Genomic DNA, 25,525 nt, shown 5'->3' on the forward strand with positions numbered 1-25,525 from the left:
GGGGGTAGATCAGGTCGGTCTTGCAGTAGACCTCGAAGCCGGCGTCGCCCGCCTTCTGGCAGAAGTAGAGGTCTTCACCGACGTATCTGCCGTCTGGCAGCCGGTGGTGGAACGAGAAGTAGGGCGGTTCCATGGCTTGGAACACGTCCGTCTTGATCAGCGTGCCGCCGCCGCCCACCGCGCCGCAGCGCGTCAGTCCACGCGTCGCCGGCACTTCCACTTCGAAGACGTAGGGCGTGCCGGTGGGTTGGAGGCAGACAGGCACATGCGGTGGGTTCCGCCGGCAAGCGAGACCGCACACGATATCGACGTCCGCTCGAAGCAGATCGATGAGCGAGTTGGGCGGGTAGATCATGTCGGCGTCGAGCATGAAGAGATGCGAGAACGAGCCTTCGACTGCGAGCTCCGCAAGACGGTTGCGCATCTGATCCAGTGTGTGCGAGCGCACGAACCGCGTCTGAGTCAGCGGCGGCTTCTGGAGCTCCACCAGAGACTGGACAAACGGAACCGGCACGGTATCCCAACTGCACGGGATCCCCACCAACACCCTTGGACTTGGCATCGCGTCCCTCCGTGCGTCAACCAGGCGGCCAGCCGAAAGCCCTGCCAGCGAGCAGATGAACGTGCAAGTGAGCCACTTCCTGACCCCCGTCGTTGCCGTGGTTGATGATCAACCGGTAGCCGGAATCGGCCACTTCGAGAATCCGTCCTACTTCCGCTGCGCTGGAGAGAAGACGACCCAGCATCGCCTCGTGGTCGGGCGTCGCGTCCGCGATGGACGCGATGGGTTCCTTGGGCACGATCAGCACATGCACGGGCGCCTGGGGTTTGATATCGCGAAACGCCAGGACATCGTCCGACTCGTAGACGATGTCAGCCGCGATTTCCTTACGGATGATCCTGCCGAAGATGGTATCTGGCATGTTGGGTCCTCCCGTCGCTCAGGGCGTACCGCCGCGTTCGGCAGCGCGGAATGCTGCCAGCGGATCCGCGAAGTCATCCTGAGCTAACACCTGCAACGCATCGAGCACGTACGGGTCCCGCCGCATGCCGGTGAGCACCGACGTCACCCCGGGTACCGACGCCACCGCGTTTAGCGCGATCTGGCTTAACGGGCGGTCGAGCACCACGTCCCCGAGCTCGACTCGAAGGCGTTCGCTGAGCGGCGCCAGCGCGTCACGATCCATCCGATTCACCTGTGCTGTCACGGAGACGGACAGCGCCATCAGCCCAGCGTGGTACTCGCGCACCAGGTTCTGCCACTCGCTTCGACGGCTGTCGTCGATCTGGGCGGACACGGACGACGTGGCTTCAACGACCGCCGGAGCGATGACGTGCTCGAACGCCTGAGTCCACTGGATCCGATTGCGCAGCTCAGGAATCCAGCTCTTCATGGTTTCGCCGATCCGGAAAGAGAGCTCGTTCGGCATTCCTTCGGACACCGCGTCCCAAAGCCGCCAATTCCTCAACGCCAGAACGATGTCGCGCTCCTTCGCGGCAACACGCGCCACGGCGGACAGCGGCGGCTCGCCGTCGGCGACCGCATCTGGCAATGCCAGACGAACCAACTCGCCGTCGGCTATCGCATTGAGCGGGCGGTTCGCCAGCACACCAATCCCAGCCTCGCGAGCGGTATCCATGAATGTCCGGCTGCGCGCTCCCGTCTTGGACGTTACGGCGTCGGGCTCGAACAGGTTCATCGGAAGCTGCGCGACAGCGAAGTGGTGCTTGCCGGGATTGCCAAGGATATCCTGTGCCGCGCGTCGAGCGCAGTCGAGGATCGCTGACAACGAGACGCGATCGAGCCTTTCACCGGACGCCGCGAAGGTGTTCGACGATACGCCGTAGTACGAGATGGAGCCCTCGGACACGAAGCGTTCCATCTGACGAAACGACTCGGTCATGCGGCGATAGAACTCGGCGCGGACTTGCTCGGGAGACTCGCCAGCGCTCTTCTGAGTCGCGACGGTGAGGTAGTACTCCGGGTTGTGCAGCAACAGCACGTCAAGATGGTCGAGTCCGAGCCGCGATCGGCTCTGGTCTAGCTGATGGCGCAGCCAATCGGGATGGATGCAGTGCCACAGGTCCGGCGCGACCTTCACCATCTCTGGAAACGGCTCGCTCGCCTGCTCGCGCGCCATCGCCGCCGACAGGTTCGATCCCTGAACGTAGCCTGCCTTCGTGACGACGACGATCTGCCCACGGCTGACGCCGCGGGAATCGACGAGCGCGCGAAGCACATTTCCGACAAGGCGTTCGCTGCCGCCATCCGTGTAGTTCGTCGATGTGTCGATCAGATTGCATCCGTGCAGCAGCGCGTAGATGAGCGTTCGGACGTGCTCCTCCATGTCGGCATGCACTCGGTATGTCCCGTATCCGACTTTGGACACGAGGAGACCGGTCGATCCCAGCGAGCGGTGGACTCGTTCGGCGAGGGAAACGCCGCGCAGCCGCATCTCATCGACGTAGGCGCGTGTGGACTCCGGCGTGGCGGCTCCTTCGAGTCGCTCCCGGTCGACAGACGTCAAGGGGTGCTCTCAGGACTGGCGGGAGGCGTCGCCTTCTCGTCCGCCCCTCGACGGCGGATCAGCCGGTCCAGCGTCTCCGGCGGAACGGTGGCGGTCAACAACGCTCGGTCACGAGCCACTTCGATACTCACGTCGTCAAGGAACTCAAGGATCAGCGGATCGATCTTCCCGCCCAAGGACGCCAGCCCGATCAGCGTTTCGATGCTCGACTTGACCTGAGCCGCCGACGTCTCCGAATCGCAGACCGCACTCAGGCGAAACCTCAGTCCCTGCGAAGCCGTGTAGTCTCCATCCCACACGAGATGATGAACGGCTCCGAAGCCGGACGTCATGGGGTTCTTCTGGGCTTCCTCCGCGATGGGGCCCGACACGTTCACGACGCCCCACATGGCGGCGTCGCGGTTCACGTCGCCGGCTTCCGCGAAGAGGGGCGACTTACGGGTCAGTCCCGACGCTTTCTTCTGGTCGCGTTCCACCACGGCGGTGACGGCGTCGTGCGCGCCGAAGGCGATGACGCCCTTGCGCAGAGCGACGATGGCGACGCGGTCCGGGTCGTCCGGACTGACCCACCCCTCGTACTTCCCGAAGGCTTCCCGTCGGAACGAGTGGTCTGACCTCTCCATCACGTCGCTCAGGAAGCCATCCGGCAGGTCCGTCACCAGAACGGCGACGACCTGGCTCGGGGCGTCAGCGTCGGTCGGGTTGACGCTGGATGGGATGGCGACGTAGAGGCTCCGCACGCTCTCCGCAAGCCGCACGTTCGAGTCCCGAAGAACGTCCCCCAAGCCTTGTGTCTTGCGGAGATCCTCCTCGATGGATGCCAGCGCGGAGGACCCATCGAACGCCGAAACCGAGAGCGCGACGAGCACCCCGGTGTCGGGCGGCAAGAGCGCGATCACCTTGTCGGAGGGGCTCTTCGACGCCCGGTCGCCGCAGCCCGCCGCCGCCAGTAGCAACGCCGCGCACACGGACGCAGCCAGGGTGCCCGTCAAACGAGCACCCCAACGGTGTCGCGCGCGACCGGAGCGGGTTGTCAGAACCGTGCCCATACGTTCCATTTCGTGTCGAGGATGCCCAGCTCGCGATTGATGTCCGCCTGGTAGTTCTCGATCTGGCACGACTCGACCTGGCGAAGGCTTACCGAAGCGTTGCGCCACGCCGATTCGAAGACGCCCATGCAGATCGCCATCGCCTTCATGCCATCGAGACCGTCCGTTTCGGGGTAGTAGCTGTCGTCGCGGAGCGCCTTGCCGAACTCCCAGAGCTCCGTCGCGATGGAGTCCGTCACGCCGTTGGGGAACAGACGGTACTTCTCATCTTCCGTCAACGACTGGTGGTACTCCTCGGTCACGTTGACGGGTTCCTTGCCCCGAAGGACGACGTTGGCTCCGTAGTCGATGGAGCCCTCTTCGCCATAGATGATGTGCTGGTTGAACCCGCGTCCCGGAGCGGCGCGGACCGAGCTCCACTGAACGAGCGCGCCGGACTCGAACTTCACGATGGCGAGGGCGCTGTCCTCGACCGTGACGCGCATCGCGCCCGACTTGTCCTCGCGGTTGCCGTAGCGATGCGGGTCGAACGAACGCACTTCGGCGTAGACCTCGGTCGCCTCGCCGAGGTGATACCGGAACATGTCGGTGTAGTGAACGCCTCCGTCGAGGACCCATCCGGCTCCGGCGTCGATCTTCGAGTCACGCCAGCCCCACGGGCCCAACGCCTCGCCGTAGTCGATGTAGACGAGAATCCGCGGAGCGCCGATCATGCCCTTCTTGAGAGCCCAGTTGACGGCTCGTTGGTTCGGGGCGCGCCGATAGTTCTCCGCCGTCGCGAGGATGCAGCCGCTGCGCTTTGCCGCCTCTAGCATGACGGCGCACGCCTTCATCGTGACGCCCAGGGGCTTCTCGATGATGACATGCTTCTTGGCGTCGAGAGCCGCTGACGCCAACTCGTGGTGGACACGATGGAGTGCACAGATGTCAACCGCCTCGACATCGGGCTCCTTGTCGAGCATGTCGCCGATGTCCGTATAGACATTGGGCTTTCGCCCGTCTTGCAGCGCGGCAGCTTCGGCGGCGCGGGCTTCCGCTGCATCTCGGCGCACATCCACCGTCGCGACGAAGTCGAAATCAAGAAGCCCTTGGGCGGCGAGCGCCTTGTATCCGTTCATATGGGCGCCGGAGATGCCACCACAACCGACGAGTGCCAGCTTGACCTTGTCAGCCATGTTCGTCCTTCCGGTCAGGAATCCGCCGTCACCGAAAGACTCCGGGTCCAACACCCTCGACGGCAATCTAGCACGGCGATGCGGAGGGGTGCAACGCGCGCAATCGTTGGGAAGCGACGGCACATCTGGCGGGGTCCTGTTCCCGGGCGCTAGCGACCTGAGCGATCCGTCACTCAGCCCGCCAACGAACGCGGGATCAGGTCGCGTTGCGCCGCGAGCAGTTGCGCCATGACCTCCCGAATCTGAGGGAGCGTGAGTTGAGCCGTCGTGTTGGGGTCTGCCATCGCCGCGTGGAAGACGTGCTCGCGGTTCGATTCGAGAATTGCGCGAACCACCAAGCCCTGCACGCGGATGTTCGACTCGCACAGCGCGGCACACTGAGGCGGAAGGTCTCCGACGAAGCACGGGTGCAGTCCGCTTCGGTCCACAAGGCAGGGAACCTCGACGCACGATCCCTGCGACAGGTTCCGAATGAGCCCGGTGTTCGGGACGTTCCCGTTGATGGCAAGCGGCGAGCCCGTCTCCATCGCGTGGATGATGCGAGCCCCGTATTCGTTCGAGCGCCGGATCTGCGCCGGCTGCGCCGCCGACTCGGCGACCATCGTGCGCCAGCGCTCCTCGCGAGACGACTGCTGACCCGCGAAGCTCTCCGCCGTACGTGGACGCAGCGACAAGCGCTCGATCTCCTCAGGAGACCGCAGGAAGTACGGGACGTACTCCGACATGTGCGTCGAGGACTCCGTCACGAAGTAGCCGAAGTGCCGGAGGATCTCGAACCGGACCGGATCGCGGGAGAACGCCTCCGAGTCGTCCAAGCAAGCGCGCAGCCGTGGATAAAGGTCCTGATCGCCTTGCGAGAGCTCGAGGAACCACGCCATGTGATTGATGCCGGCGACGTGATATCGGAGCGTCGCGTAGTCCACGCCGGCGTACCGCGCGAGCTGCTCGCTCGTGCCCTGCACGCTGTGGCAGAGCCCGACGGCGTCGATCCGGGTCGCATCGGCAATCGCCCACATGATCATCGCCATCGGGTTCGTGTAGTTCAGCAGAAGCGCCGATGGGCACAACGACTCCATGTCGCGGGCGATGTCGAGCATCGCTGGGATGGTGCGCAGCCCCTTCATGATGCCGCCGACGCCGACCGTGTCGGACACCGTTTGCCGCAAACCGGCGACTTCGAGCGGAATCCGTACGTCGAGGGCTTCGGGCTCCAGGTTTGACCCAACGCGAATGGATGCGATCACATAGTCGGCGCCATCCAGCGCCTGGCGGCGGTCGATGGATGCTTCGATCTTCGCCGGCAAGCCGGCTTCGCTCGCCATGCGTTCGGAGAGCGCTCGGATGTGGTCCAGGCGGTCTGCCGCCGGGTCCATGAGAAAGAGGGTCGAGTCTGCCAGCTCTGGGAACGAGAGGATGTCGCTAACAAGGCGCCTGCCGAACCCGAAGCTCCCGGCGCCGAGAAACGCGATCTTGCGCATCGACGAGCTCTCCCGCACACGTGGTTATTGGCATAGATGGACTTTGATGGACCCGGAGTTCTTGTCGGCGGCGATCTTGAACGCCTCCGCTGCGTCTTCGAGCGGCAGTCGGTGCGTCACCAGGCGCGAAGCGTTGACGCGACCGGAAGAGATCAGGTCGATTGCCGCATCGAAGTCCCGGCGTATGCCGCTGTAACCGTAGCAGTTGGAACCGATGATGCTCGCCTCGGACCACACGACGGCTCCCAGGCTGACCGTCAGCGGGCGATGGTAGCCTGCCACGAGCACCACGAACCCTTGCCGGCGCACGCACGCGAGCGCTTCGTCAAAGGCGGCGTCGGAACCCGTCGCCTCGATGACGACGTCGGCGCCGATTCCATCGGTCGCCTTGCGGACGAACTGCCTCGGAGAGTCCAGGGGTACGCGGATGGTGTAGTTCGCGCCGAGATCGCGGGCGGCGGCTTCCTGGTGTTCGTATTTCACGGTGACGAACGTCTCGCGTACGCCGGCGGCGCACGCAGCCGCCAGGCAGCATAAGCCAATCGTCCCGCCGCCGATGACCAGAACGCGGTCCGCGTACGTAGCCCGCGACTGCGCCACGGCGCGCACGCCAACAGCGAGCGGCTCGACGAGGGCTCCCTGCTCGTACGTCATGCCCGAAGGCAGGCGGAACACGCCCGAAGCGTGCACGCGGGTGTACTCGGCGAACCCGGCGTGCGCGTTCTGGCTGATCCATCCCCGGCGCAGACACTGGTTGTAGGCTCCGGTCCGGCAGAAGACGCACTCTCCGCAGTGGGAGAAGCACTCCATCGTGACCAGGTCGCCGACTTCGATTCCCGACACTCCAGCCCCGACCTCCTCCACGACGCCGCATGTCTCGTGACCCGATGCGTACGTCTTCGACTGCCCCCACTCGCCGAAGTAGCTGTGGAGGTCGCTGCCGCAGATGCCGGACTGCTTCGTATCGACGATGACGGTTCCCGGCTCGACGCCGTCGCGCTCGACGTCGGTGACGACGATCTCGCGGATTCCCTGGTAGATAGCCGCTCTCATCGTAGGCATTGGGTTCGCCTCCCTATCCCGTCGATGGACCACGCGTGTGCGTCACTGCGACGACGTCGGTTCCAAGATCACCTTGCCGGCACGACCTGCTGCGAACAGCGCGAACGCGGCATCTGCCTCCAACAAGGACATCCGGTGTGTGATGAGCTTATCGACGCGCAACCCGCGACGGTACAGTGCCAGCATGTCGCCGTACTCAGCGTAGTGGTAGAACCAACTGCCCATCAGCGTCACGTCCTTGCGGATGAGGTCGCCGCTGGGGCTGATCGGCACATCTCCCTGTTCGCCGACGGCGACGACGGTTCCCGCCTTGCCGACCAGTCTCAACGCCATCTTGAGCGTGTCGGGACGCGCGGCGGCTTCGATGCATTTGTCGGCGAGCTCGCCCCGCGTCATCTCTGTGACCGCCGCGACGACATCGACTGAGCTTGGGTTGATCGTTTGGGCAGCGCCGCATTGACGGGCGAGCTCGAGCCGATAGTCGTTGACGTCCACGGCGATCACCTCGGCTCCGAGGAATGACTGCATCAGGATATTGCCCAGTCCGATGGGCCCGGCTCCGAAGACGCAGACGATGTCCCCGCCCCGCGTCCCGATCCGTCGGGCGACGTGGTAGGGAACCCCGATGCCGTCGCCGGTGAGCAGGACGCCCAGGTCGAAGGACACATCGTCGGGCAGACGGAGACAGACGTGCTCCGGGGCGGCGAGCCGTTCCGCGTGTGTGCCCGGGCAAGTCGTGCGCGCGTCGCAGTAGGTGTACTGACCCGCGTCACACCAACGGCATGCGCCGCAGCCCCACACGGCATGGACGCCGACCCGGTCACCGACCCGAAGCCTTCGGGAGACTCCGGCATCCACGACGATGCCCGACACCTCATGACCGCCGTTGAACGCCTGTTCATATGCCGCGCGGTAGCCGTGCATCTCGCTGCCGCAAATGCCGGACGCGCGGATCTCGATCAGCGCCTCGCCGTTCGGTTGTGTGGGCTCTGGGAACTCCCGGACGGCGACGCGCCCGGACCCGAGCATTTGCACGCCGAGCACGGATCGCCTCCTGCCTATGGTAGACCTATGGTAGACGCGCGCCGAAGACGCGGAGAGCGCCCGGAGCGACGCTGAGGCGAGCCGGCGTCATGCCGAGGAACTCGCCGTCTGCGTAGATCGGGCAGGCTTCCTCCGCCTCGAGCGTGAGTTCGCGTGTAGGCATCACTTCGACGCGCGGGTCCGACACATGGGAACCGCATATCACGCGCGGCATCAGCATCAAGGCGCGGAAGGCACTCATACCACGGATCGCGCATACGTGAAACAGCGTGTCGTCGATGCGCGCCGAGGGCGCGATGCAGAAGACTCCGCCGTAGTTCGGCGTGTTGGCTGTCGCGCAGAGCAGGAGAGGGAGTTCGCGCGTACCGAAATCGCCGGACAGACGAGCTTCGCGGGGCATGTAGCGGAAGAGCTCGCGGATCGTCGCCGTGACGTAGGTGGCTCCCGTGGGCCCGGCAGCGGCGCGCTCTTCGACGGCGCGACTCACCGCAGCGTCCACGCCGAACGTCGCCACGGTACAGAAGAACCGATCCGACATCCTGCCGAGGTCGATGCGCGGCGGGTCTGACGCGCCTTTGAGGTCGCCGATGATCTGGGCGGCGAGTCGTTCAACGGGGATGTGCAGCCCCAGCGCGCGTGCCAAGTCGTTGCCTCGACCGGCCGGGATGATGGTCAGAGCGGTCTCGGTATGGGCGAGAACATTGGCGACCGAGTGCACGGTTCCATCGCCGCCGCACACGATGAGACATCTCGCGGACCGTGACGCCACGTCGGCGGCGAGTTGCCGGGATTCGTCGGCGCTGTGGGTCTGAACCAGTTCCACCGGGAATGAGGCGTCGGCAAGTATCCGCGCCACGCGCATCGCGACCTGCGCCCCGCGACCCCTGCCGGAGCTCGGATTGACGATCAACGGAACCGCCGATGGCATGGCGAGCGCCTGTTCGCGTGCGTGAGGGCTACCGAACGTCGCACACGAATATCGGCGGCCAGTGGAAGTTCGTGATGCTCGCGTTCGACCCGACCACGCTCTGCGCCTTCTCCACGGCTTCTGGCATCGTCGCCGCCGTGTCGAAGCCCATGCGACGCGCCGCCTCGACTGCCCGAGCATCTTGGGGCTTGAGGACGATCACCTTCGCGAGGTGCTGTAGCGCGTGCGCGCCCCAGTACCACATGTACGCGCCGTGCACGCCGTGGAACGCGTAGCCGTGGCGGTACATCTCGAGGTACTTCGGGTTCGCGGCAAGCTCCGGTTCATAGCGCTCGTAGATCGTCTGCGGGTCGCGCGTTTCAGGCAGCACGCGCTCGAAGAGCTCGATGTAGGACGGGTGGTGCTCCGCGTGGAACTTGTACTCCATCGGATGCGCGAGGATCAGCACGCCGCCTTCCCGAACCAGTGGCTTGTTCCGGTACATGTTGAACATGTACCCCAGCATCAGGCAGTGGACGAGTAGCGGATTCAGGATGGAGTTGACGTTGTAGGGCCCGAGATACGGCGTTCCGGCGATCAGGATGTCGCACTGCCCATCGATGGGAACCAACTGCTGTCGGTAGATGTTATCGAGCGTCGAACGATGCACGGGATCCGTCTTGCCGGCTTGGACACTCGTCATCGCATACGACGCGCGCATCGAGTGGAAGATCGACCGGATCAATCCTCGTGGCAGCGTTGCCGCCGAGATTCGGTTCGCGTGGAAGTTGATGCTGTCGAGCGCCGACCAGTCGTCCTCGCGCTTCTGAAGAAACGGGAAGATCGTGGGGAAGGTGCTCGTATTGAACGTCGTCTCGATGTGAAAGACGTTGAGATGCTCGTTGACGATGCGTCCCATCCGTCCGAGCGAGCTGTGCAACTGCGAGTGGCGCGGGTCCATCAGCGAGCGGGTGTGCGCCAACGTCTGCGGATTGTGGTGATGGTAGACGCTGCGATAGGAGGAGATGCCGGTGCTGAGCGACTTGTGCCCGCCGTCCATCGACGTCAGGTTCAAGTTGACGTAGATGACGAGGTCGGACTCGACGGCTCGCCGGTTCAGCTCGACGTGCTCGCCCTCTTCCGTGACGCCGAGGAGCTCCAGGTTCTCGTGGTCCTCGGAATCGTGGTTGTAGAGCCGTCCCGACGCGTGGAACTGCGAGTAGACGCGAGCTCCCAGCATCGACTTGAGCTCCCCGGGCGTCATACGGCGATGGAGTCCGATCGCGCCGATCAAGTGGATGTCGTCGATCCCGACGGCGGCGAGCTTCTTCACGAGCAGTTCGATGGCGATCTGGCGAACGTCCGGCTTCGGCAGCGGAGGCAGCGTCAGCGAGATGTCGTCGAAGACGATGGTCACCTTCATTCCGGGGCGAAGCTGAGCCGAGAGCGGATCGCACTCCATCGGGTGTTCGGTGGCATTGTCGATTGCTTGGGCGACGTCGCGAATCCCCGGAAACGGCGGAGGGGGAAAGATGACACGCGTCCCTTTGGGAAGCCGCTCGAACAGGAACCCTTCGCCGTAGTGCAACAGGAACCGTTTCCGGTCGTCTTCGACGTACTCGACCAGATTGGAGCGATCCGGGTACGCGTCCATGACGCCCTCTCTCGCCTGCCATCAATCGCGCGGGAACTCGAAGACCGTCTTTACGGAGCCGTTGGGACCCGATGCGAGCGCCCCGCGAATCGCGTTCCGATAGTCCGCCAGCCGGTGTCTCGTGGTTACCAGAGACCCAAGCGGCGCGGCGCCCCGGCGCATGAGCTCCATTGCCAGGTCGAACGTCTTCACCGACCTCTCGTCGAGCTTCTCGACGCCGTAGGCGTACGCGCCTCGAACGGTAAGCTCTTTGTGCCAGATGTTGGTCCAATCGACGCCGCTCGCGATGCCCGGCATGCCGACGAGCGTGACGGAACCGCCGGATCGCGTCAAACGGATCGCGTCGTCGATACTCGATGACGAGCCCACGCAGTCGAACGTGACATCGACGCCGCCCACCAGGACGGGCTTGCCGAGCTCCGGCTGGAACGTCAACGCTCCCGTCGCGTCCGGGATCGCTCGGTAGAGCCCGCTGCCCGTCGGCACGATATCCGTCGCTCCGAGCGTCCGAGCCCACTCCTGTTGATGCGGGTACTTCGCCGATGCGAGGACCCGGTTCCCGAAACCGAGCGCCCGGATCGCAGCGATGGTCAGCAGACCGATTGTGCCGCAACCGAGAACCAGTATGGTTGCCTCGGTCGGCAACGCGGTCCGTATCACTGCGTGCAACGAGCAGGCGAAGGGCTCGATGAGAGCCGCCTCCTCGTCGGTCAGATCGTCGGGCACGGCGTAGAGCTGCGCCGGATGCGCGACGAAGGATCGGCTCCATCCACCGCCCGTGTCGCGGCAGTAGCCGGTCTGGATGCCCGGCGCGATGCTGCCGCGCGTGATGTTCTCGCAGGTTCCCGTGTCGCCGCGCTCGCACGAAGGGCACACGAGCGAGATGCCGCGCACGGCGCAGTGCAGCGCCGGCTCGACGACGACGCGGGTCCCACTGGGAAGCCCATCGGTGCCCATCGCCAGCGTTCCGACCACCTCGTGCCCCAGCACGAACGGGAACGAGAGCAGCGGAGAGAAATAGGGACTTCCCTTGGCGGCGACGGTCGCCAGATCGGAGCCGCAGATGCCGCACAGACGTGTGTGGACCCGTACCCACTGGTCGTTCGGCAGCTTGGGCTCTGGCACGTCCCGGAGCCGTATGACGGCGGCATGGCTCGTGACGATGCCGGGCAACCGCCGGTACAGGGCTTTCACCGCCAAGTACCGCGGGACGCTCCGTACGTACTCGATCGCTTCCAACGCCCGCCCTCACTCGGGTCGATGCCACTTCCGCAGGGAGTCAGTCGCGGCGAGCGCCGCGTTCTGCCCGGATGCGAAAGCGGACGCGATGAGTTTCCGAGCTCCAGCCACAATATCCCCAGCCGCGTAGATCCCGGGCACCGGCTCGCCTGCGCTGTCCAGCACCTGGTTGTCGTCGTTGACGCACAACAGACCTTCTGCGTCGGTCTGGACATCCCATCCGGCAAGGAATTGTGTGTTGGGATCGAGCCCCTCGTCGACGAAGAACCCGTGGTGGTGAACCTTCTCCCCGTCCGCCAACTCGAAGCCGATGAGATCGGTTCCCGTGCCAATGTGGCGCCGGATTTCGCGAGTATCGATGTGGATGCCTCGCTCGCTGATCTGAGTCAGCACGGGCTCAGACATGCCGTGAGGCCTGCCGTTGGTGTAGATCGTGATCTTGTCGGTGAAGTCCTGCGCGCCGACGGCAACGTCGTAGACGTAGTCTCCCACGCCGAGGATCGCGATCGACTCGTTCACATGGAGATGTCCGTCGCATCGGATGCAGACATGCCATCCGCGCTTGTTGCCGGCATATCGGAACACGGCGCGGAACCGTTGGTAGGCGCGCGTCGCGCTTTCGTCCGCTTCGATCTGGGGCCAGCGGTCCTCGAAACCGGATGCGATCACGACGCGACGGGCTGTGAAAGTGGCTGTCTCGGCCGGCGCAACTCCAAGCGGCTGACGAGAGACTTCGAGCTCGAACCCATGAGCGTGTCGTCGGAGTCCTACGACGACGCCAGCCATGGGGTCGATTCCCGCCTTCCGCACTTCGCCAGCGATCTCAATGTCTTTGACCGGACGGCTCCGCATCCACTCACGAAGTGCCTTGAGCAGCTTGGGACCCGTAATGCCGGCGAACACCGGAACGTCCTCGAACTCGACGGACTTCGACCAGTAAGCGCGTCCCTTCCGGTTGCTGACTTCCCCGGCGTCCAGAACCAGCACGTGCCGCATCTGATGGCTCGCAGAGATGGCGGCTTGAGCTCCCGCCGGTCCCGCTCCGATCACGGCGACGTCGTACGCGTCGGCGTCCATCGTCGTCCTCCGAGCTTAGCCGTGGTCATGAGCCGATCTTGACTTCCACCGTGTGGTACCCGCCCGCGCCGGCTGGATACGGGTCCTCGTACTTCTCGCGCTGGACGGTTCCGTCCTTGCCGATGGCGCGCGCGAGGACCTTCGTCTTCTTCGCGCCCTGCGGGATCGTCCACTCGTACTGCCACAGCGACCACGTCAGAGGATCCGCGCTCGCCCATATCTCAGCCGCGTGCCAGGTCGATCCCCCGTCCGTGCTCACTTCGACGCGCTGAATGCCGCCCATGCTGCCGCCGTCGAAGGCGGAGCCGCTGATCCGGTAGGAACCCGCCGGCAGCGTCGCGTCCTTCGTGGGCACATGAACGCGGGTCGCCGTCTTGACCGCCGCGACATCAGACCAACCGCGCGTCTCCCAGTACCCGTGGTACTCCTTGGCGACGATTTCGATATTGTTGATCCACTTCGGGCATTTCTGACCGTACTTCCCGGGGTTCAGGAGCCGCACCGGGTAGCCATGCTCGCGCGGAAGGTCCTCGCCATTCATCTTGAACGCGAGGATCGCGCGCGGGTGCATCGCGTCTTCAATCGGGATCGCCGTATGGTAGAGGTCTGCGCATCGGAACACCGCGCGTGTCGCCTGCTCACGGATCCCAGCTTCCTTCAGCAGAACGCGTAGCGGGATGCCAGTCCACTCGGCGTTGCCGATCTGGTTGCCGCCGATGGGATCGCCGATGCAGGAGAGCGTGCGGTGCACCGTCGTCGACTCCGAAGCCTTGGCGAGAAGGTCGGGTAGGCGCACGATCTTGGGTTTCTGCACCAGTCCGTTGATGATCATGCGCCACTTCGACGCGTCGAGCGCTGGCGGGTTCCCGCTAGTGATGTCCTGAACGTAGAACTCGCGAGTGGGCGTCACCCACCGCGACGGCTCGACGCCCGCGCGCGCCCACTGATCGGGGCTTCTGGTCGCGGCGTCGGCGGAATCGCCGAACACCGGCAGCAAAACACCGGCGGCGCTTACGGCAGACACCTTGAGGAATGTCCTGCGGTTCATGTCGTATCCTCCGCTCAGATCGTCGAATGGTCAGCCCGCTGGATGTCGCCGGTGACGATCACCTCGACACGGTCTCCAAGGGACGCTCCGCTGCCGTCGATGACCGCAAGTCCGTTTGCCAGCACGAGGGACTTCAATACTCCAGAACCTTGGGAACCCGTCGTCGTCGCTCTCAGTTCGCCATTCCTCTCAGTGAGAATGACGCGCATGAAGTTCGTTCTGCCGTGGGAGTCGTTCGTGACGGACTCGTCCATGATGGCGTAACGCGGGCTTCGGAACGGGTCCGACCGCCCCGCCATCTTGCGGAGCGCCGGACGGACGAACAGCTCGAAGACGACCATGGACGAGACGGGGTTCCCCGGCAGCGCGAAGACCGGCTTACCCAGCACTTCGCCGAACGCCTGCGGCTTGCCCGGCTTCATGGCGACGCGCCAGAACCGAAGCTCGCCCAGCGATTCGAGCACCGACTTGACGACATCGTAGTCGCCGACGCTCACGCCTCCGCTCGTTACCAGGGCGTCCGACTGGGCAACGGCTTCGCGGATCTTGTGTTCCACGACACTCGCGTCGTCGGTCGCGATCCCGAGGTCTAGCGGCTCGGCTCCCGCCTCGCGTATCTGTCCGATGAGCCCGTACCGGTTGCTGTCGCGGATCTTCCCTGGAAGCAGCGGCTGTCCGAGAGGCGTCAGCTCGTCGCCGGTCGAAATGACCGCCACGCGCGGCTTGCGGGCAACTAGCGGAAAGGGAACGTTGAGCGCCGCCAGCATCGCCAGTTCCGAAGGGCGCACGAGCTTGCCCTTGCGCAACACCGTGTCTCCACGACGCACGCTCTCCCCGGCGAACCGGACATTCTGGCGGGAGCGTGGTTCCTCGAACACATCGACCCAGTCCTCCCCGGATCGCGTGTGTTCGACCATCACGACGGCATCCGCGCCTTCCGGCATCATCGCGCCCGTCATGATTCGGCTCGCCGTGCCCTGAACCACTGCGACGTTCGGCGCGAAACCCGCCGGCAGCGACTCGACAACGCGCAGGCGAACCGGCGACCCCTCCGAGGCTCCCCGCAGATCGTCGACGCGAACGGCGAAGCCGTCCATCGCGGAGTTGTCGAACGGCGGATTGTCCTCGGTTGCGACGATGTCCTCGGCGAGTGCGTAGTCGAGGGCATCGAGAAGGGGCACGCGAACGGCTTCGAGCGGCGACAGCGACTCGAGCATCCGTTCCCGTGCTTCGGCTACGGTCAGCATCGGCTGTCTGTCACGCATGGTCACGCTTTGCCATCAGGTCTCGCACTCGTTCCAGGTCAGCGGGCGTGTTGAGGTTCGTGAGAACGATGTCGTCGATTCCCACGCGCCGGAGCTCATCGGCGGTCACCGCACGGATTCGGGCGAACCTGGGCACGTCCTGCGCGGCGAGCAAACCCGAATCGACCATTCGTTGAATCGCCGGCAGCGCCGATCGAGCATACGCCGCACAGCAGGGCTCGTAACCTCGATCCGTGCAGACCATCGCACCGTCGAAGCCATCTGCAGCCTGCGCAACCGCCCAGAGCGCTTCCGGCGTGAGGAACGGCATATCGCACGCGATCACCAGCGCCAGATCGTGCTGCATGACGCGTAGTGCCGTCGCGATGCCGCCGAGAACGCCCAACCCCGGCGCGTCGTCAGGAATGCAACGCGCCTCGGATTCCGGCACGTCCCAACCGGCGGGCAACGCGCCGACGACTAGGACTTCGTCCGACGCGCCATTGAGCGTCTGCAACGCGCGGCCGCCGAGAGTCTGCGTTCCGAGCCGGATCAGAGCCTTGTCCGTGCCCATTCGGCGACTCCTGCCGCCAGCGAGGAGTACGCCGGTTGTGCGTCGATGCGGCTTCGCAGAGGGGCTCGACAGGACAGCTCTCCGGGGGCTCGATGCGTCGCGCGCGGCTTTGCCGGACGTGCTCGTTCGTGTAGAATCAGCGACACCGACAACTTAGCACCGTGGTCGGCGCCTACACAAGGGAGGCGCAGCCTTGGCGAACATCCTGACACTTGCCCGCGTCGCTCTGATCTTCGTCGTCATCGGTGTGTGGGCGCGCCGAGCCTTCCTGGAGTGGTGGTGGCTCGACGCTGTGATGGTTCCGCTGTTGGCTTGGGCGATCTTCATGGACGCCATGGACGGTTGGGTGGCGCGCAGGCGGCACGAGGAGTCGGAGTCGGGCGCGCTCTTCGACATCGCTGGCGACCGCATCGTCGAGCTCGTTCTGTGGGTCTTTTTCGCGATCCCGCGAGTTGCCGGCGAGTCCGCGCTGGTCCCCTACTGGGTCCCGGTCGCCATCGTCACGCGTACCGTGCTGACGGACTTCATCCGAAGCGTCGCGTTCGGACAGGGCAAGACGCCGTTCGGCGCCAAGACGATGATGGACAGCGGCTGGGCGAAGCAGCTCGTCAGCTCGCGCTGGAGCCGCGCGCTCTATGGCATCATGAAGGCAATCGTGTTCTGCGCGCTGGGCGCGATGCTTGCCGCGCAGCGTATGCGCGCCTCGGGTCCCGTCTGGCAGGCGTTCGCACTGGCGACGGACGTGCTCGTGTATTTGACGGCTGCGTTCTGCATCGTCAGAGCGGTGCCCGTCCTGTGGGATGGCAGGAAATACTTCGTTGCTCGACCCGCGAACCCGACGTGACGCGATCCGCTATCCGGCGGAACCCGCGCTGCTGGCGTACCTCGCTGTCGTGGCGGCGTCGGCATGGATCATCGACCCGCCGCGTGCGAGCTGGATCGTCCTGGGGCATGTGCTCGCCGCAGGATTCCTTGGTCTGCTCAGGCTGTCGGGACCCTCGCCGTCCGTGAAGTACCGTTGCGCGCGGGCGGTGTATCCGCTTGCCCTCTATCCTGTGCTGTACCGGATCACGCTCTATGTCAGCGCCTCAGTCGACCCGCGGGTCTTCGAGGAACCGATTCGGCGAATCGATGCCGCCCTGTTCGGCGCTGAACCCGCCGAGTTCCTCGCCAAAGCGTTCGCATCACCGGCGCTCAGTGAGGTCTTGCATCTGTGCTACCTGACGTTCTTCCCGCTGGTGGGCGCTCTCCCTCTGATGCTCGCCCTGGCAGGGACTGAGAGAACCCTCGCTCGCGTCGTGGGGGCGTTCAGTCACTGCTTCTTCATCTGCCTCTTGCTGCGTCTGTGGTTCCCGGTTTCAGCGCCGATGTCGCTCGTGGGCGCAGACTCGACGCCGGACGACATTGGGACGATCGAGCGATTGGCGCACTCCGTCGCCGCGCGCGGGGGAGGCATGGAGGCGTCGTTCCCGAACACTCACGCGGCGCTGGCGACACTGACCTGGTTGCTCGCCTACCGAGTCCGGCGGCGCTGGTTCTGGGTCTCAGCGCTTCCGACGCTGGGCATCGTGGCGGCGACGGTTTACGGCGGATTCCATTTCGCTTCCGGAACCGTTGTCGGAATCGCGCTGGCGGTACTGATCGACCGACTGCACCGCACCAAGCTACGAGCTGCGGTCGAGGCAGACCGTCACCCGAGCAGGCTTCGTCTCTTTGCCGGCGCTCCGTCGGTCATCTGACGAAGGAGCGCGCGTGGCTGCACCTTCCGCGATCTTCCGATGCTTTCGGGCGCTGAGAACCGCAGTCGGAGGGCGTGCCGGGCGCGGGTACGCCCGACTTCCGGTCGTCGGCGCGGTCTACCGAGCGCTCTACGAACGGCTCAAGCCCCGAGGAACGGTCGTCGTGCCGTTTCGAGGGTTCCACGTCCAGGTGGACGCGAGCGACCCCACACACGCCATGCTCCTGATGGGCATGGACTTCAACGACCCGGAGATCGAACTGCTCGAACAACGGCTCAAGCCGGGCATGACGGTCGTCGATGTGGGAGCCAACGTGGGGTGTCTGTCGCTTGTCATGGCACGTCAGGTGGGTCGCACTGGCAAAGTGTTCGCCTTCGAACCGGGTCCCGACAACTACGCTCGGCTGGTCGCGAACGTGGCGCGAAACCATGTCGATGTGGTCGTTGCGGAAGGCAGCGCAGTCACGGATGAGGTGGGAGAAACGACGCTCTACCTCTCCGCCGAAGCGTGCGGTGACCACAGCATCAGACCGGGCGAAAGCCGACGCCGAAGCGTGATCGTCCCGACGACCAGCCTCGATGCCTACCTGGGCAGCGCGAGCGTTCGTCCGGACTTCGTGAAGATCGACGTACAGGGAGCCGAGGGCGCGGTCCTGAGGGGCATGCAGTCGGTTCTCAAAGCACGCCCCCTGCCTGACCTGCTGCTAGAGTTCGATCCAGCGGCTCTGTCGCTGTACGGCGACGATCCCGCAGCGGTGCTGTTGGACCTGACGACACGCGGCTACGTGCTGCACCACGTACTGCACGACCCGAAGCAGGCGAAGTCGCTCAGACGAGTCACCGCGCATCAGGCGCTCGAAGCCTGCCGCGCGGAGGGAAGGCACATCAACCTGTTCTGCACCGACGAGATGGCGCATTCATAGATCTCGAGTGAGGTGACCCATTCGCTCGACTCCCATCAGCACGCTGGAGAGCTGGAAGTAGACGAGTTCGTGGTCGGCGCGAAGCGTGTGTTCGACGCCTCTTAGGCACGCCACCATGTCGCCGGGCGACAGCCGCACCTCGCAGCGGCCGCCGTCAGGGAGGCGCAGCGTTACGGTGGGCTCCCCGGCGGTGAAAAGCCAGTACTCGTCGAAATCGTGGAAGTGGAGCTCGACCTCGGCGTTCGCGGGAAGCCGGTACTCGTGGAGACTCGCCGGATCGATCGGGTTCAGGAGCGCCGACATGGGCTCGCGGATGCGTTCGCCGCGACTCAGTCGGACAATGCACAGGGATGGGTCTTTCAGGTTCGACGCAGGCTGCACGTGGGTAGTCCTTTAGCGATGGCGCACGTCACAGGAGATGGAGGCGAATGGCGTTGGCTTCTGAGCTTTGGGACATCGACGCGTTGCGAAGCGTACCTGCCGCCGGATGGGGCGACGAGCAAGACGGCGTGCGACCCGTCTACTACGCCAACGAACCGTACCGAGGCAAGCCCACGCGCGTGTTCGCCTATGTCGGGTTGCCGGCTAAGACGCCCGCGCCGGGCATGGTGCTCATCCACGGCGGCGGAGGGCGAGCCTTCGCCGAATGGGTGCTCCTCTGGACGGCGCGAGGCTACGCGGCGATTTCGATGGACCTGAGCGGTCGGAGCGTCGATGCGGCGCGGATGGAGGACGGCGGCCCCGAACAAGGCGACCGTGAGAAGTTCCTCGACATGGACCTCGGGCTCCGCAACATGTGGACGTACCACGCGGCAGCCGCTGCGATCCGAGGCGGTTCGCTGCTGTCGAGTCTGCCGGAAGTCGACGCGTCTCGTATCGGGGTGACCGGAATCTCGTGGGGCGGGTACCTGACATGCGTCGTCGCCGGTCTCGACAGCCGATTCCGCTTCGCCGTCCCTGTTTACGGGTGCGGCTTCATCCACCAGAATAGCTGTTGGCTTCCGACGTTCGCGCAGATGACGCCAGACCATCGGGTGGAGTGGGTGCGGCACTTCGAGCCCTCGGTACATCTGACGCAGGCGAAGATGTCGATGCTTTGGGTCAACGGGACGAACGACTTCGCCTATCCGATGGACAGTTTCCAGCGGAGCTACCGAGCCGCTCCGGGTGCACGGACGCTGTGCATCAAGGTTCGCATGCCGCACGGGCACGAACCCGGATGGGCTCCCACCGAGATCGGGCTCTACGCAGACTCGATCCTGACCGGCGGGGAGCCGTTCCCGACAATGGGCAAGACACGCATCGACGGGCGAGTCGTGTCGGCGGACGTCTCATCGCGACGACCTCTGGTCGATGTCGCGATGCACTACACGACCGACCGCGAGGCGTGGCAGGAACGCATGTGGTACTCCGTGCCGGCCCGGCGAGACGGAAGCCGCGTGGTGGCGGAGCTTCCGGTGCGACGACCTTCCGCCGCCTACCTGACCGTTACCGACGACCGTGACGTGACCGTCAGTTCGGAACACGTCGTCATGTAGGCTGCGTCTTTCAGGCGCTGCGCACCGCTCGTTGTGCCGCGATCAGCCGGTCTTCCCAGTCCTGAGCGTCGGAGTTGGGCACGCGGTTCTCCCGATCCATCGTTTCGATGACCTGCGCCATTCCGGCTTCGAGCGAGACCGCGGGCTGGTACTCCGGCACGTCGCGGAACAGCTTCTCCGCCGAATAGATCGTGTTGTAGGAGAAGATGTCTCGGCAGATGCCGACGTTCGGGACATCTCGCGCGACCAGATCCGCCAGCGGGACGCCGACCAGCTCGACCTCTCTGCCGAGAACCCGCATCGCGGTTCGGTGATGGTCCTCCCACGTCGTGTGCCCCCGGCGCACGAGGTTGTACGTCTGCCCGATGCAGCGTTCTCTCCCCAACATGTGGGCGAATCCGAGCGCCGCGTCGTCGACGTGCAGAAACTGGTGCAGAGCGCGGCCGTCTCCGCAGACGGCGATCGGCTTTCCTTTGCGGACGCGGTCGATCCAGGCGAACTCCCAGGCGATCTGGCGCAGCATACCCATCTTGGGCCCGTACGTCGTCGAGGGCTTGATGATCGTCGCGGGAAAGCGGTTCGTGTGATAGGCGGAGAGGAACACGTCGTCGGCAGCGATCTTGTTCTTGCCGTAGTCGGTGATGGGCCGCAGCGGATGGTCTTCAGGAGCTGGCAGCCAGTCGTAGGAGACGCCGTAGGTCGCCACCGTGGAACACTGCACGAAGTGACCCACGCACTGGAACGCGCGGACACTACTTGCCGCCTGCTTGGCGTTGAAGCAGATCATGTCGATGGCGGCGTCGAATCCCTCTGCCTGCATACGCCGTTCGTACTGTGCCTCATCCGCGCGGTCGCCCTGGATGACTCGGACGCCTTCGGGAACCGATCCGCTCCTTCCGCGATTGAAGCAGGTCACCGAATGCCCCAGCTCGACCAGAAGCCGCACGATGCTGGTGCTGATGTTGCCGGTGCCGCCAACGATACAGACGCGCATCGTGCGCTCCTCTCCGCCATGGCTGAACGCTCTCGATCCGAGCTTCTCGTCGCGTGCGAGGACGTCCCGCTTCGGACCGGGCTACTCGACTGAAATCGCGCGGTCATCCGCCTCGTTCTCGATGGACTGACCATCGAGCGCATTGCCTGACACAACGATCCTGGACGCCTTGGGCCCGACGGATACGGCGGTCCGCTGTATGTCCGAGCCCGCGAACCGGTTCCGCTCGATGAGGATGTCGTGCGTCTCGCCATCGATACGGAACCCATACATGCCGTTCGACGCGATCTCGTTGTCGGCGAACCGGTTCCGATGCCCCGCCATCGGCTCGGACTCATCGCGGAAGTGGATGCCAGCAATGCCGTTCCCCACGATCCGGTTCCCGACAAACGTGTTGTCGGTGTCCTTATGTCCGATCGAGAACCCGTAGCGCTTGTTGTCCTCGACTTCGTTCGCCTCGAAGACCCCATGCCGCACACGCCAACAGAGGAAGATGCCCATGTCGTCGTTCCGACGAGAACGATTCCCGACCAGCGTCGGTCGCTGCGATCCACTGCCGGGATGCAGTCCCAGGTGGCTGCATTCCTCGACGAGGCAGTCCCGGACGACCACATCGTTGCTCTGCTGGAAGCTGATCCCGTCCCCGTGGTAGCGCGACACACGGCAGCGCTCGATCCGCGTTCCGTGGCTCCGATAGAGGAAGATGCCCGCGCCACGGCAGCCGTTGAGGTACGGGCTCCGGTCGCGGCTGCCATCGATCGTCAGGTTCTCGATCCGAGCGCTCTCGACGTAATAGCCGCTGACGACCGGAAACGCGATGGCGGCACGGGCATTGCCGCTCACCATGCAGTCCGCCTGCAGCGGCGTCGAGATGCCGAACGAGTCGCCATCCTGCCAAATCAACGTGCCGACGGTCGTGTGGAATCCGCCGGATCGGTCATCGCGAACCGAGACGCCCATTCCGACGCGGAACGGCGTAGGATCGACCACGGTGATCTGCTCCTCGCCGTAGTCACCGTCGAGCCGCAGCGGAACCTCGACGCCGTCGCACCTCCGAAGCAGCGTAGATTCACCCGCGCCCCGCACGGCGACGTGGGAACGCAGGTGCAGCGAGTCGTACATGGCGTACTCGCCCTCGAGCACTTCGACGGTTCCGCCACCGAGTCCGGCGACGTAATCGACAGCGGCCTGAAGCGCGCGATGGTCAACGCCGTTGATATCCGCCCCGATGTGCCCAACGCGGACGACGATGCCCTTCATTGGACGACCTCCCGACTGCGACCGTTCCCGGTGTCAACGACACGTGCCCCGCAGGCGTTGTCTGAAACGTGCCATACGACCCAACGGAGAACGCATCATGCGAATGTGCAAGCGGTATTTGCTGGCAGTGACGCTTGCCACGATATCTCTGCCAGCCGTCGCGTATCAGGCGAGTCTGGCGGTGTCGCCCACGGTCGTCACGACGGCAACCGATGCCGTCGTGAAGGTCGAGCTCACGAACGACAACTTGAACCCGTGCGACTTCGAGGTACGCCTGATCGCCGACTACGCAAACATCACCTACTTCGTTCGCAAGGATGTCGGGAACAAGATCGTCCTCGGCGGGGCTCTCTGGCCCCACCTCGTGCCGCCGATGGTTCCGTGCGTCGTGCCGTGCATCGCGCTGGCAGCGCCGCCCTATGCCGTTCTCGCCGAAGTACCGCTGGGCAGGCTGCGGGCTGGCGAGTACGAGATCGAGCTGACGCTGCCGGGGCTCTGCGACCTGCCGACGCCGTGCAAGGATGTGCCGATTGTCCGATGCGACTTCGCGCAGCCGCTTCGCGCGAGATTCACCGTTCACGGACCGGCGAGTGTCGATCGGCGCGACAAGGTCTCGACGACGTGGGCCCGGATGAAGACGGCGCGGCTCTTTGGGTCGTTCGCCTCCGAACGCGCGCCTGCCGTCGTGAACGCCTCGAGAACCCGCTAGGCATAGTAGAGCGGCGGAACCTCGAAGCGCGTCGTCGTGTTCATCGAGTGACCCGACTGAGCCGATTCGAGCGCCAGCAGGCAGACCTCCAGGACGTGCAGAGCCTGTTTGCCCGTTGCGTGCTGGGGCGAGCCGGTTCGCAGCGAGTCCGCCATGTCGAACATGGCGCGACCCCATTCCACTCCTGGGAAGGGCTCCGCGACGTACTCCAGGGGCTCCCACTTGCCGGCGCGCTGGATCTCGCACGCGCACTGGAAGTCGTGGTTGGAACCGACGAAGATCGCTCCGGTCTCACCGTGCACCTCGGTTCCCGACGCCTGCTTGGAGCCGCCGACAATGAAGCTCGACGTGAGCCGACCCACGGTTCCGTTCTCGAACTCGAGCCCAACCACGACGATGTCGGGCGTCTCGACGGTGAACTGGGAGCCCTTCTGCGGGCCCGCGTTGAGGGTGCGAAACGGCTGCTGGACGGTCCCGAAGCCCGTCACCCGCCGCACCGGACCAAAGGCGCTCGTGATCAGCGTCAGCGCGTAGACGCCGACATCGAGGAGCGGTCCCACGCCCTTGCGGTAGAACGCCGCCGCGTTCCCGTGCCAGGACTCGATCCTGCCCCAGTTCATTTCGGAGTAGACGACCAGTGGCTTGCCGATTACGCCCTCGCGGATGGCGCGGATTATCGTCTGTTGCGCTTCGCCCATGAAGGTGAACGGCGATGCGCTCAGCCGCAGACCCCGCTCTTCGGCGAGCCGCACGTTGGCTCGACCGGATTCCAGGTCGGTCGCCAGCGGCTTCTCGACGTGCACATGCCTGCCGGCGCGCAGGGCGGCATCGGTGACCTCGGCGTGGGCGTGGTGGATCGTGAGATTGACGACCGCTTCGATGGCGGGCTCCGCCAGCAGGTCGCCCAGGGACGCGTACGCCTTGCCTCCGTGCGCCTGCGTCCAAGCCTGGGCGCGGTCGGTGTCCACGTCGTAGGCTCCGACGATCTCGACCTTCTCGGGTTTGGTCCGCATGCTGTTGCCGTACGGTCCCGAAATCCCGCCGCATCCGACGACGGCGACACGCAACGGTTCGTAGGTTGCCATGGTCTTCTCCCGGTTCGGCAGCTCAGAGCCGCGCAGCAGGCTTGCGGTTCCTAGACGCTCTTCCCGATCTTCGCGTGCGCGTGCTTCGCTCCCAGTTTCTCAACGCGCTTCAGCAACGCTTCCACCTCGTCCTCGGACATGCCCCATCCGCCGCCTGTGAAGAGCAAGCCGTTCGGCGGCAGTACTTCGAGGATCTGCTCGATCTCCCGAACGTCGCCGATGATGACCTGGGCGCACTTGCCCGCCTGCTGGATGCGGCGATAGACGTCGATCCATCGCGTGCAGGGCTCGTTCCCGCTGCCGAACACCCACTGGACCCCGTTGAGCTCCGGGATCGACAACAGCGTGTCCAGATGGACGAGCGCGGTTGGACCATCGAGATGGAAGCAGGATCGGTCGAGGAACCGCGTCTCGTCGACGATGACGGGCAGGAAGAAGTCGTTGAACATGTCCGGGCTGATCAGACCCGCGAAGTCCATGTTCGTCCCGTAGCATCGTCCGTCGTGGTAGACCGACATCCAGGTCGTCGATCCGAGCCCTGCGTCGCGGATCGGGAGCCACAGGTCGTCGTAGACCGGCGCGTACAGTTCGCCTGCCTTGCGGATCGCCTCGCGAACCTCGTCGGGTCGATCCTTCAGGTCGACGCAAAGCTCCTCTCGACCTCTCATGGCGGACAGCAAGTCGCCGTTCATGTGCAGGTCGGTGAGCGCCGTGATATACTTCCCTCGACCCATTTCGATGGACAGCTCCGTCATGTCGCGCAACGTCTGCCAGTAGATGCTCGTGAACTGGGGCGTCCAGTCGACGTCCTTCCAGTCCTTGACGAAGGGAACCGCCCAAGACGTACCTGGCGAGAAGACGAGCTCGGCGCCTACCAGCGTCGCGCACTGGTCGGGCCCCAGGTTCGGCAAGTACGCCGGGAACGACTCGCCGAGGTACTTCCGGTGAGCCATGGAGGCGGCATGCGCCTCGACCTGGAACTCGCTATCCATCCAGCGCTCGCGGAGCGTCTCGTGGCGCTTGGACGGTATCGTCGGCAGGTTGCCTTCCTTGCGCGGGATCGTTATCTGGACGCATGCGCGGTCGATGACCTCGCAGTGCCACCACGCCTCCATGCGCTCCATCGCCCGGTCGAAATCCGGCTTGTATTCGAGCTCCATGCGCGTCCTCCGTGGTCCACACCCCGACGCCGTTCACCG

Annotated in this window: 25 protein-coding genes; 5 read left to right on the forward strand and 20 right to left on the reverse strand. The window is 64.9% G+C overall.

Annotated elements, in window-relative coordinates; translation table 11 throughout:
• The 15 genes from FJZ36_00005 to FJZ36_00075 form a co-directional block, all read right to left on the reverse strand.
• Positions 1 to 562: hypothetical protein (locus FJZ36_00005; protein ID MBM3213288.1), on the reverse strand; the 562-nt coding region annotated here is incomplete at its 3' end.
• A gap of 16 nt (positions 563 to 578) precedes the next feature.
• Positions 579 to 923, reverse strand: coding sequence for a histidine triad nucleotide-binding protein (locus tag FJZ36_00010; GenBank protein MBM3213289.1), 345 nt, complete (start codon positions 921 to 923; stop codon positions 579 to 581).
• Positions 924 to 941: 18 nt separating this feature from the next.
• Positions 942 to 2,528 carry an aldo/keto reductase gene (locus FJZ36_00015; GenBank protein MBM3213290.1) on the reverse strand — a complete coding sequence of 529 codons (1,587 nt, stop codon included), beginning with the start codon at positions 2,526 to 2,528 and terminating at the stop codon, positions 942 to 944.
• Positions 2,525 to 3,520: a hypothetical protein gene (locus FJZ36_00020; GenBank protein MBM3213291.1), complete on the reverse strand. Its 996-nt coding sequence runs from the start codon at positions 3,518 to 3,520 to the stop codon at positions 2,525 to 2,527. The genes FJZ36_00015 and FJZ36_00020 overlap by 4 nt, the downstream gene beginning before the upstream one ends.
• A gap of 41 nt (positions 3,521 to 3,561) precedes the next feature.
• Positions 3,562 to 4,752 (reverse strand): Gfo/Idh/MocA family oxidoreductase, encoded by a 1,191-nt coding sequence (locus FJZ36_00025; protein ID MBM3213292.1) that lies wholly within the window; start codon positions 4,750 to 4,752, stop codon positions 3,562 to 3,564.
• Positions 4,753 to 4,925: 173 nt separating this feature from the next.
• Entirely contained in the window at positions 4,926 to 6,230 is a 1,305-nt protein-coding gene (melA, locus tag FJZ36_00030; protein MBM3213293.1) for an alpha-galactosidase, read from the reverse strand.
• A gap of 24 nt (positions 6,231 to 6,254) precedes the next feature.
• Positions 6,255 to 7,292 (reverse strand): zinc-binding dehydrogenase, encoded by a 1,038-nt coding sequence (locus FJZ36_00035; GenBank protein MBM3213294.1) that lies wholly within the window; start codon positions 7,290 to 7,292, stop codon positions 6,255 to 6,257.
• Positions 7,293 to 7,334: 42 nt separating this feature from the next.
• Complete coding sequence (locus tag FJZ36_00040; GenBank protein ID MBM3213295.1) at positions 7,335 to 8,336, reverse strand: zinc-binding dehydrogenase; 1,002 nt, start codon at positions 8,334 to 8,336, stop codon at positions 7,335 to 7,337.
• A 25-nt stretch (positions 8,337 to 8,361) separates the two neighbouring features.
• The gene (locus FJZ36_00045; GenBank protein ID MBM3213296.1) at positions 8,362 to 9,264 is read right to left on the reverse strand and encodes a diacylglycerol kinase family lipid kinase; all 903 of its coding nucleotides are present in this window, start codon (positions 9,262 to 9,264) and stop codon (positions 8,362 to 8,364) included.
• 28 nt (positions 9,265 to 9,292) lie between these two features.
• On the reverse strand, positions 9,293 to 10,897 hold the full coding sequence (locus FJZ36_00050) for a DUF2088 domain-containing protein (protein ID MBM3213297.1): 1,605 nt from the start codon (positions 10,895 to 10,897) through the stop codon (positions 9,293 to 9,295).
• 21 nt (positions 10,898 to 10,918) lie between these two features.
• On the reverse strand, positions 10,919 to 12,136 hold the full coding sequence (locus tag FJZ36_00055) for a zinc-binding dehydrogenase (GenBank protein MBM3213298.1): 1,218 nt from the start codon (positions 12,134 to 12,136) through the stop codon (positions 10,919 to 10,921).
• Between the two features lie 9 nt (positions 12,137 to 12,145).
• Positions 12,146 to 13,213 (reverse strand): NAD(P)/FAD-dependent oxidoreductase, encoded by a 1,068-nt coding sequence (locus tag FJZ36_00060; protein MBM3213299.1) that lies wholly within the window; start codon positions 13,211 to 13,213, stop codon positions 12,146 to 12,148.
• A gap of 25 nt (positions 13,214 to 13,238) precedes the next feature.
• On the reverse strand, positions 13,239 to 14,261 hold the full coding sequence (locus tag FJZ36_00065; protein MBM3213300.1) for a hypothetical protein: 1,023 nt from the start codon (positions 14,259 to 14,261) through the stop codon (positions 13,239 to 13,241).
• A gap of 14 nt (positions 14,262 to 14,275) precedes the next feature.
• Entirely contained in the window at positions 14,276 to 15,526 is a 1,251-nt protein-coding gene (locus FJZ36_00070; GenBank protein ID MBM3213301.1) for a molybdopterin molybdotransferase MoeA, read from the reverse strand.
• Complete coding sequence (locus FJZ36_00075; protein ID MBM3213302.1) at positions 15,519 to 16,079, reverse strand: molybdenum cofactor guanylyltransferase; 561 nt, start codon at positions 16,077 to 16,079, stop codon at positions 15,519 to 15,521. The genes FJZ36_00070 and FJZ36_00075 overlap by 8 nt, the downstream gene beginning before the upstream one ends.
• A gap of 193 nt (positions 16,080 to 16,272) precedes the next feature.
• On the opposite strand from FJZ36_00075, the gene FJZ36_00080 reads away from it, so the two are divergent.
• From FJZ36_00080 to FJZ36_00090, 3 genes are read left to right on the forward strand one after another with little or no spacing between them, the layout of a single operon-like run.
• Entirely contained in the window at positions 16,273 to 16,923 is a 651-nt protein-coding gene (locus FJZ36_00080; GenBank protein ID MBM3213303.1) for a CDP-alcohol phosphatidyltransferase family protein, read from the forward strand.
• The gene (locus tag FJZ36_00085; GenBank protein MBM3213304.1) at positions 16,880 to 17,818 is read left to right on the forward strand and encodes a hypothetical protein; all 939 of its coding nucleotides are present in this window, start codon (positions 16,880 to 16,882) and stop codon (positions 17,816 to 17,818) included. The genes FJZ36_00080 and FJZ36_00085 overlap by 44 nt, the downstream gene beginning before the upstream one ends.
• Before the next feature lie 13 nt (positions 17,819 to 17,831).
• Positions 17,832 to 18,740 carry an FkbM family methyltransferase gene (locus tag FJZ36_00090; protein MBM3213305.1) on the forward strand — a complete coding sequence of 303 codons (909 nt, stop codon included), beginning with the start codon at positions 17,832 to 17,834 and terminating at the stop codon, positions 18,738 to 18,740.
• Here the strand turns inward: FJZ36_00090 and FJZ36_00095 are convergent.
• Positions 18,735 to 19,121, reverse strand: a complete 387-nt coding sequence (locus FJZ36_00095) for a cupin domain-containing protein (protein ID MBM3213306.1) — start codon at positions 19,119 to 19,121, stop codon at positions 18,735 to 18,737. The two genes, FJZ36_00090 and FJZ36_00095, sit on opposite strands and share 6 nt — an antisense overlap.
• 47 nt (positions 19,122 to 19,168) lie before the next feature.
• Here FJZ36_00095 and FJZ36_00100 point away from each other — a divergent pair, with 47 nt between their 5' ends.
• A complete protein-coding gene (locus FJZ36_00100) occupies positions 19,169 to 20,278 on the forward strand; it encodes an acetylxylan esterase (GenBank protein ID MBM3213307.1) in 1,110 nt (369 codons plus the stop codon).
• Between the two features lie 10 nt (positions 20,279 to 20,288).
• Here the strand turns inward: FJZ36_00100 and FJZ36_00105 are convergent, their stop codons facing one another.
• Together FJZ36_00105 and FJZ36_00110 are read right to left on the reverse strand one after the other, a co-directional pair.
• The gene (locus tag FJZ36_00105; GenBank protein ID MBM3213308.1) at positions 20,289 to 21,272 is read right to left on the reverse strand and encodes an NAD-dependent epimerase/dehydratase family protein; all 984 of its coding nucleotides are present in this window, start codon (positions 21,270 to 21,272) and stop codon (positions 20,289 to 20,291) included.
• An 81-nt stretch (positions 21,273 to 21,353) separates the two neighbouring features.
• On the reverse strand, positions 21,354 to 22,532 hold the full coding sequence (locus FJZ36_00110) for a hypothetical protein (GenBank protein ID MBM3213309.1): 1,179 nt from the start codon (positions 22,530 to 22,532) through the stop codon (positions 21,354 to 21,356).
• A 97-nt stretch (positions 22,533 to 22,629) separates the two neighbouring features.
• Here FJZ36_00110 and FJZ36_00115 point away from each other — a divergent pair, with 97 nt between their 5' ends.
• Positions 22,630 to 23,241 (forward strand): hypothetical protein, encoded by a 612-nt coding sequence (locus FJZ36_00115; GenBank protein ID MBM3213310.1) that lies wholly within the window; start codon positions 22,630 to 22,632, stop codon positions 23,239 to 23,241.
• On the opposite strand, the gene FJZ36_00120 is transcribed toward FJZ36_00115, so the two are convergent.
• Together FJZ36_00120 and FJZ36_00125 are read right to left on the reverse strand one after the other, a co-directional pair.
• Positions 23,238 to 24,326: a Gfo/Idh/MocA family oxidoreductase gene (locus FJZ36_00120; GenBank protein ID MBM3213311.1), complete on the reverse strand. Its 1,089-nt coding sequence runs from the start codon at positions 24,324 to 24,326 to the stop codon at positions 23,238 to 23,240. The two genes, FJZ36_00115 and FJZ36_00120, sit on opposite strands and share 4 nt — an antisense overlap.
• A gap of 50 nt (positions 24,327 to 24,376) precedes the next feature.
• Positions 24,377 to 25,486: a hypothetical protein gene (locus tag FJZ36_00125; protein MBM3213312.1), complete on the reverse strand. Its 1,110-nt coding sequence runs from the start codon at positions 25,484 to 25,486 to the stop codon at positions 24,377 to 24,379.
• Between the last annotated feature and the right edge of the window lie 39 nt (positions 25,487 to 25,525).

Source organism: Candidatus Poribacteria bacterium (assembly GCA_016866785.1).
GTDB lineage: Bacteria > Poribacteria > WGA-4E.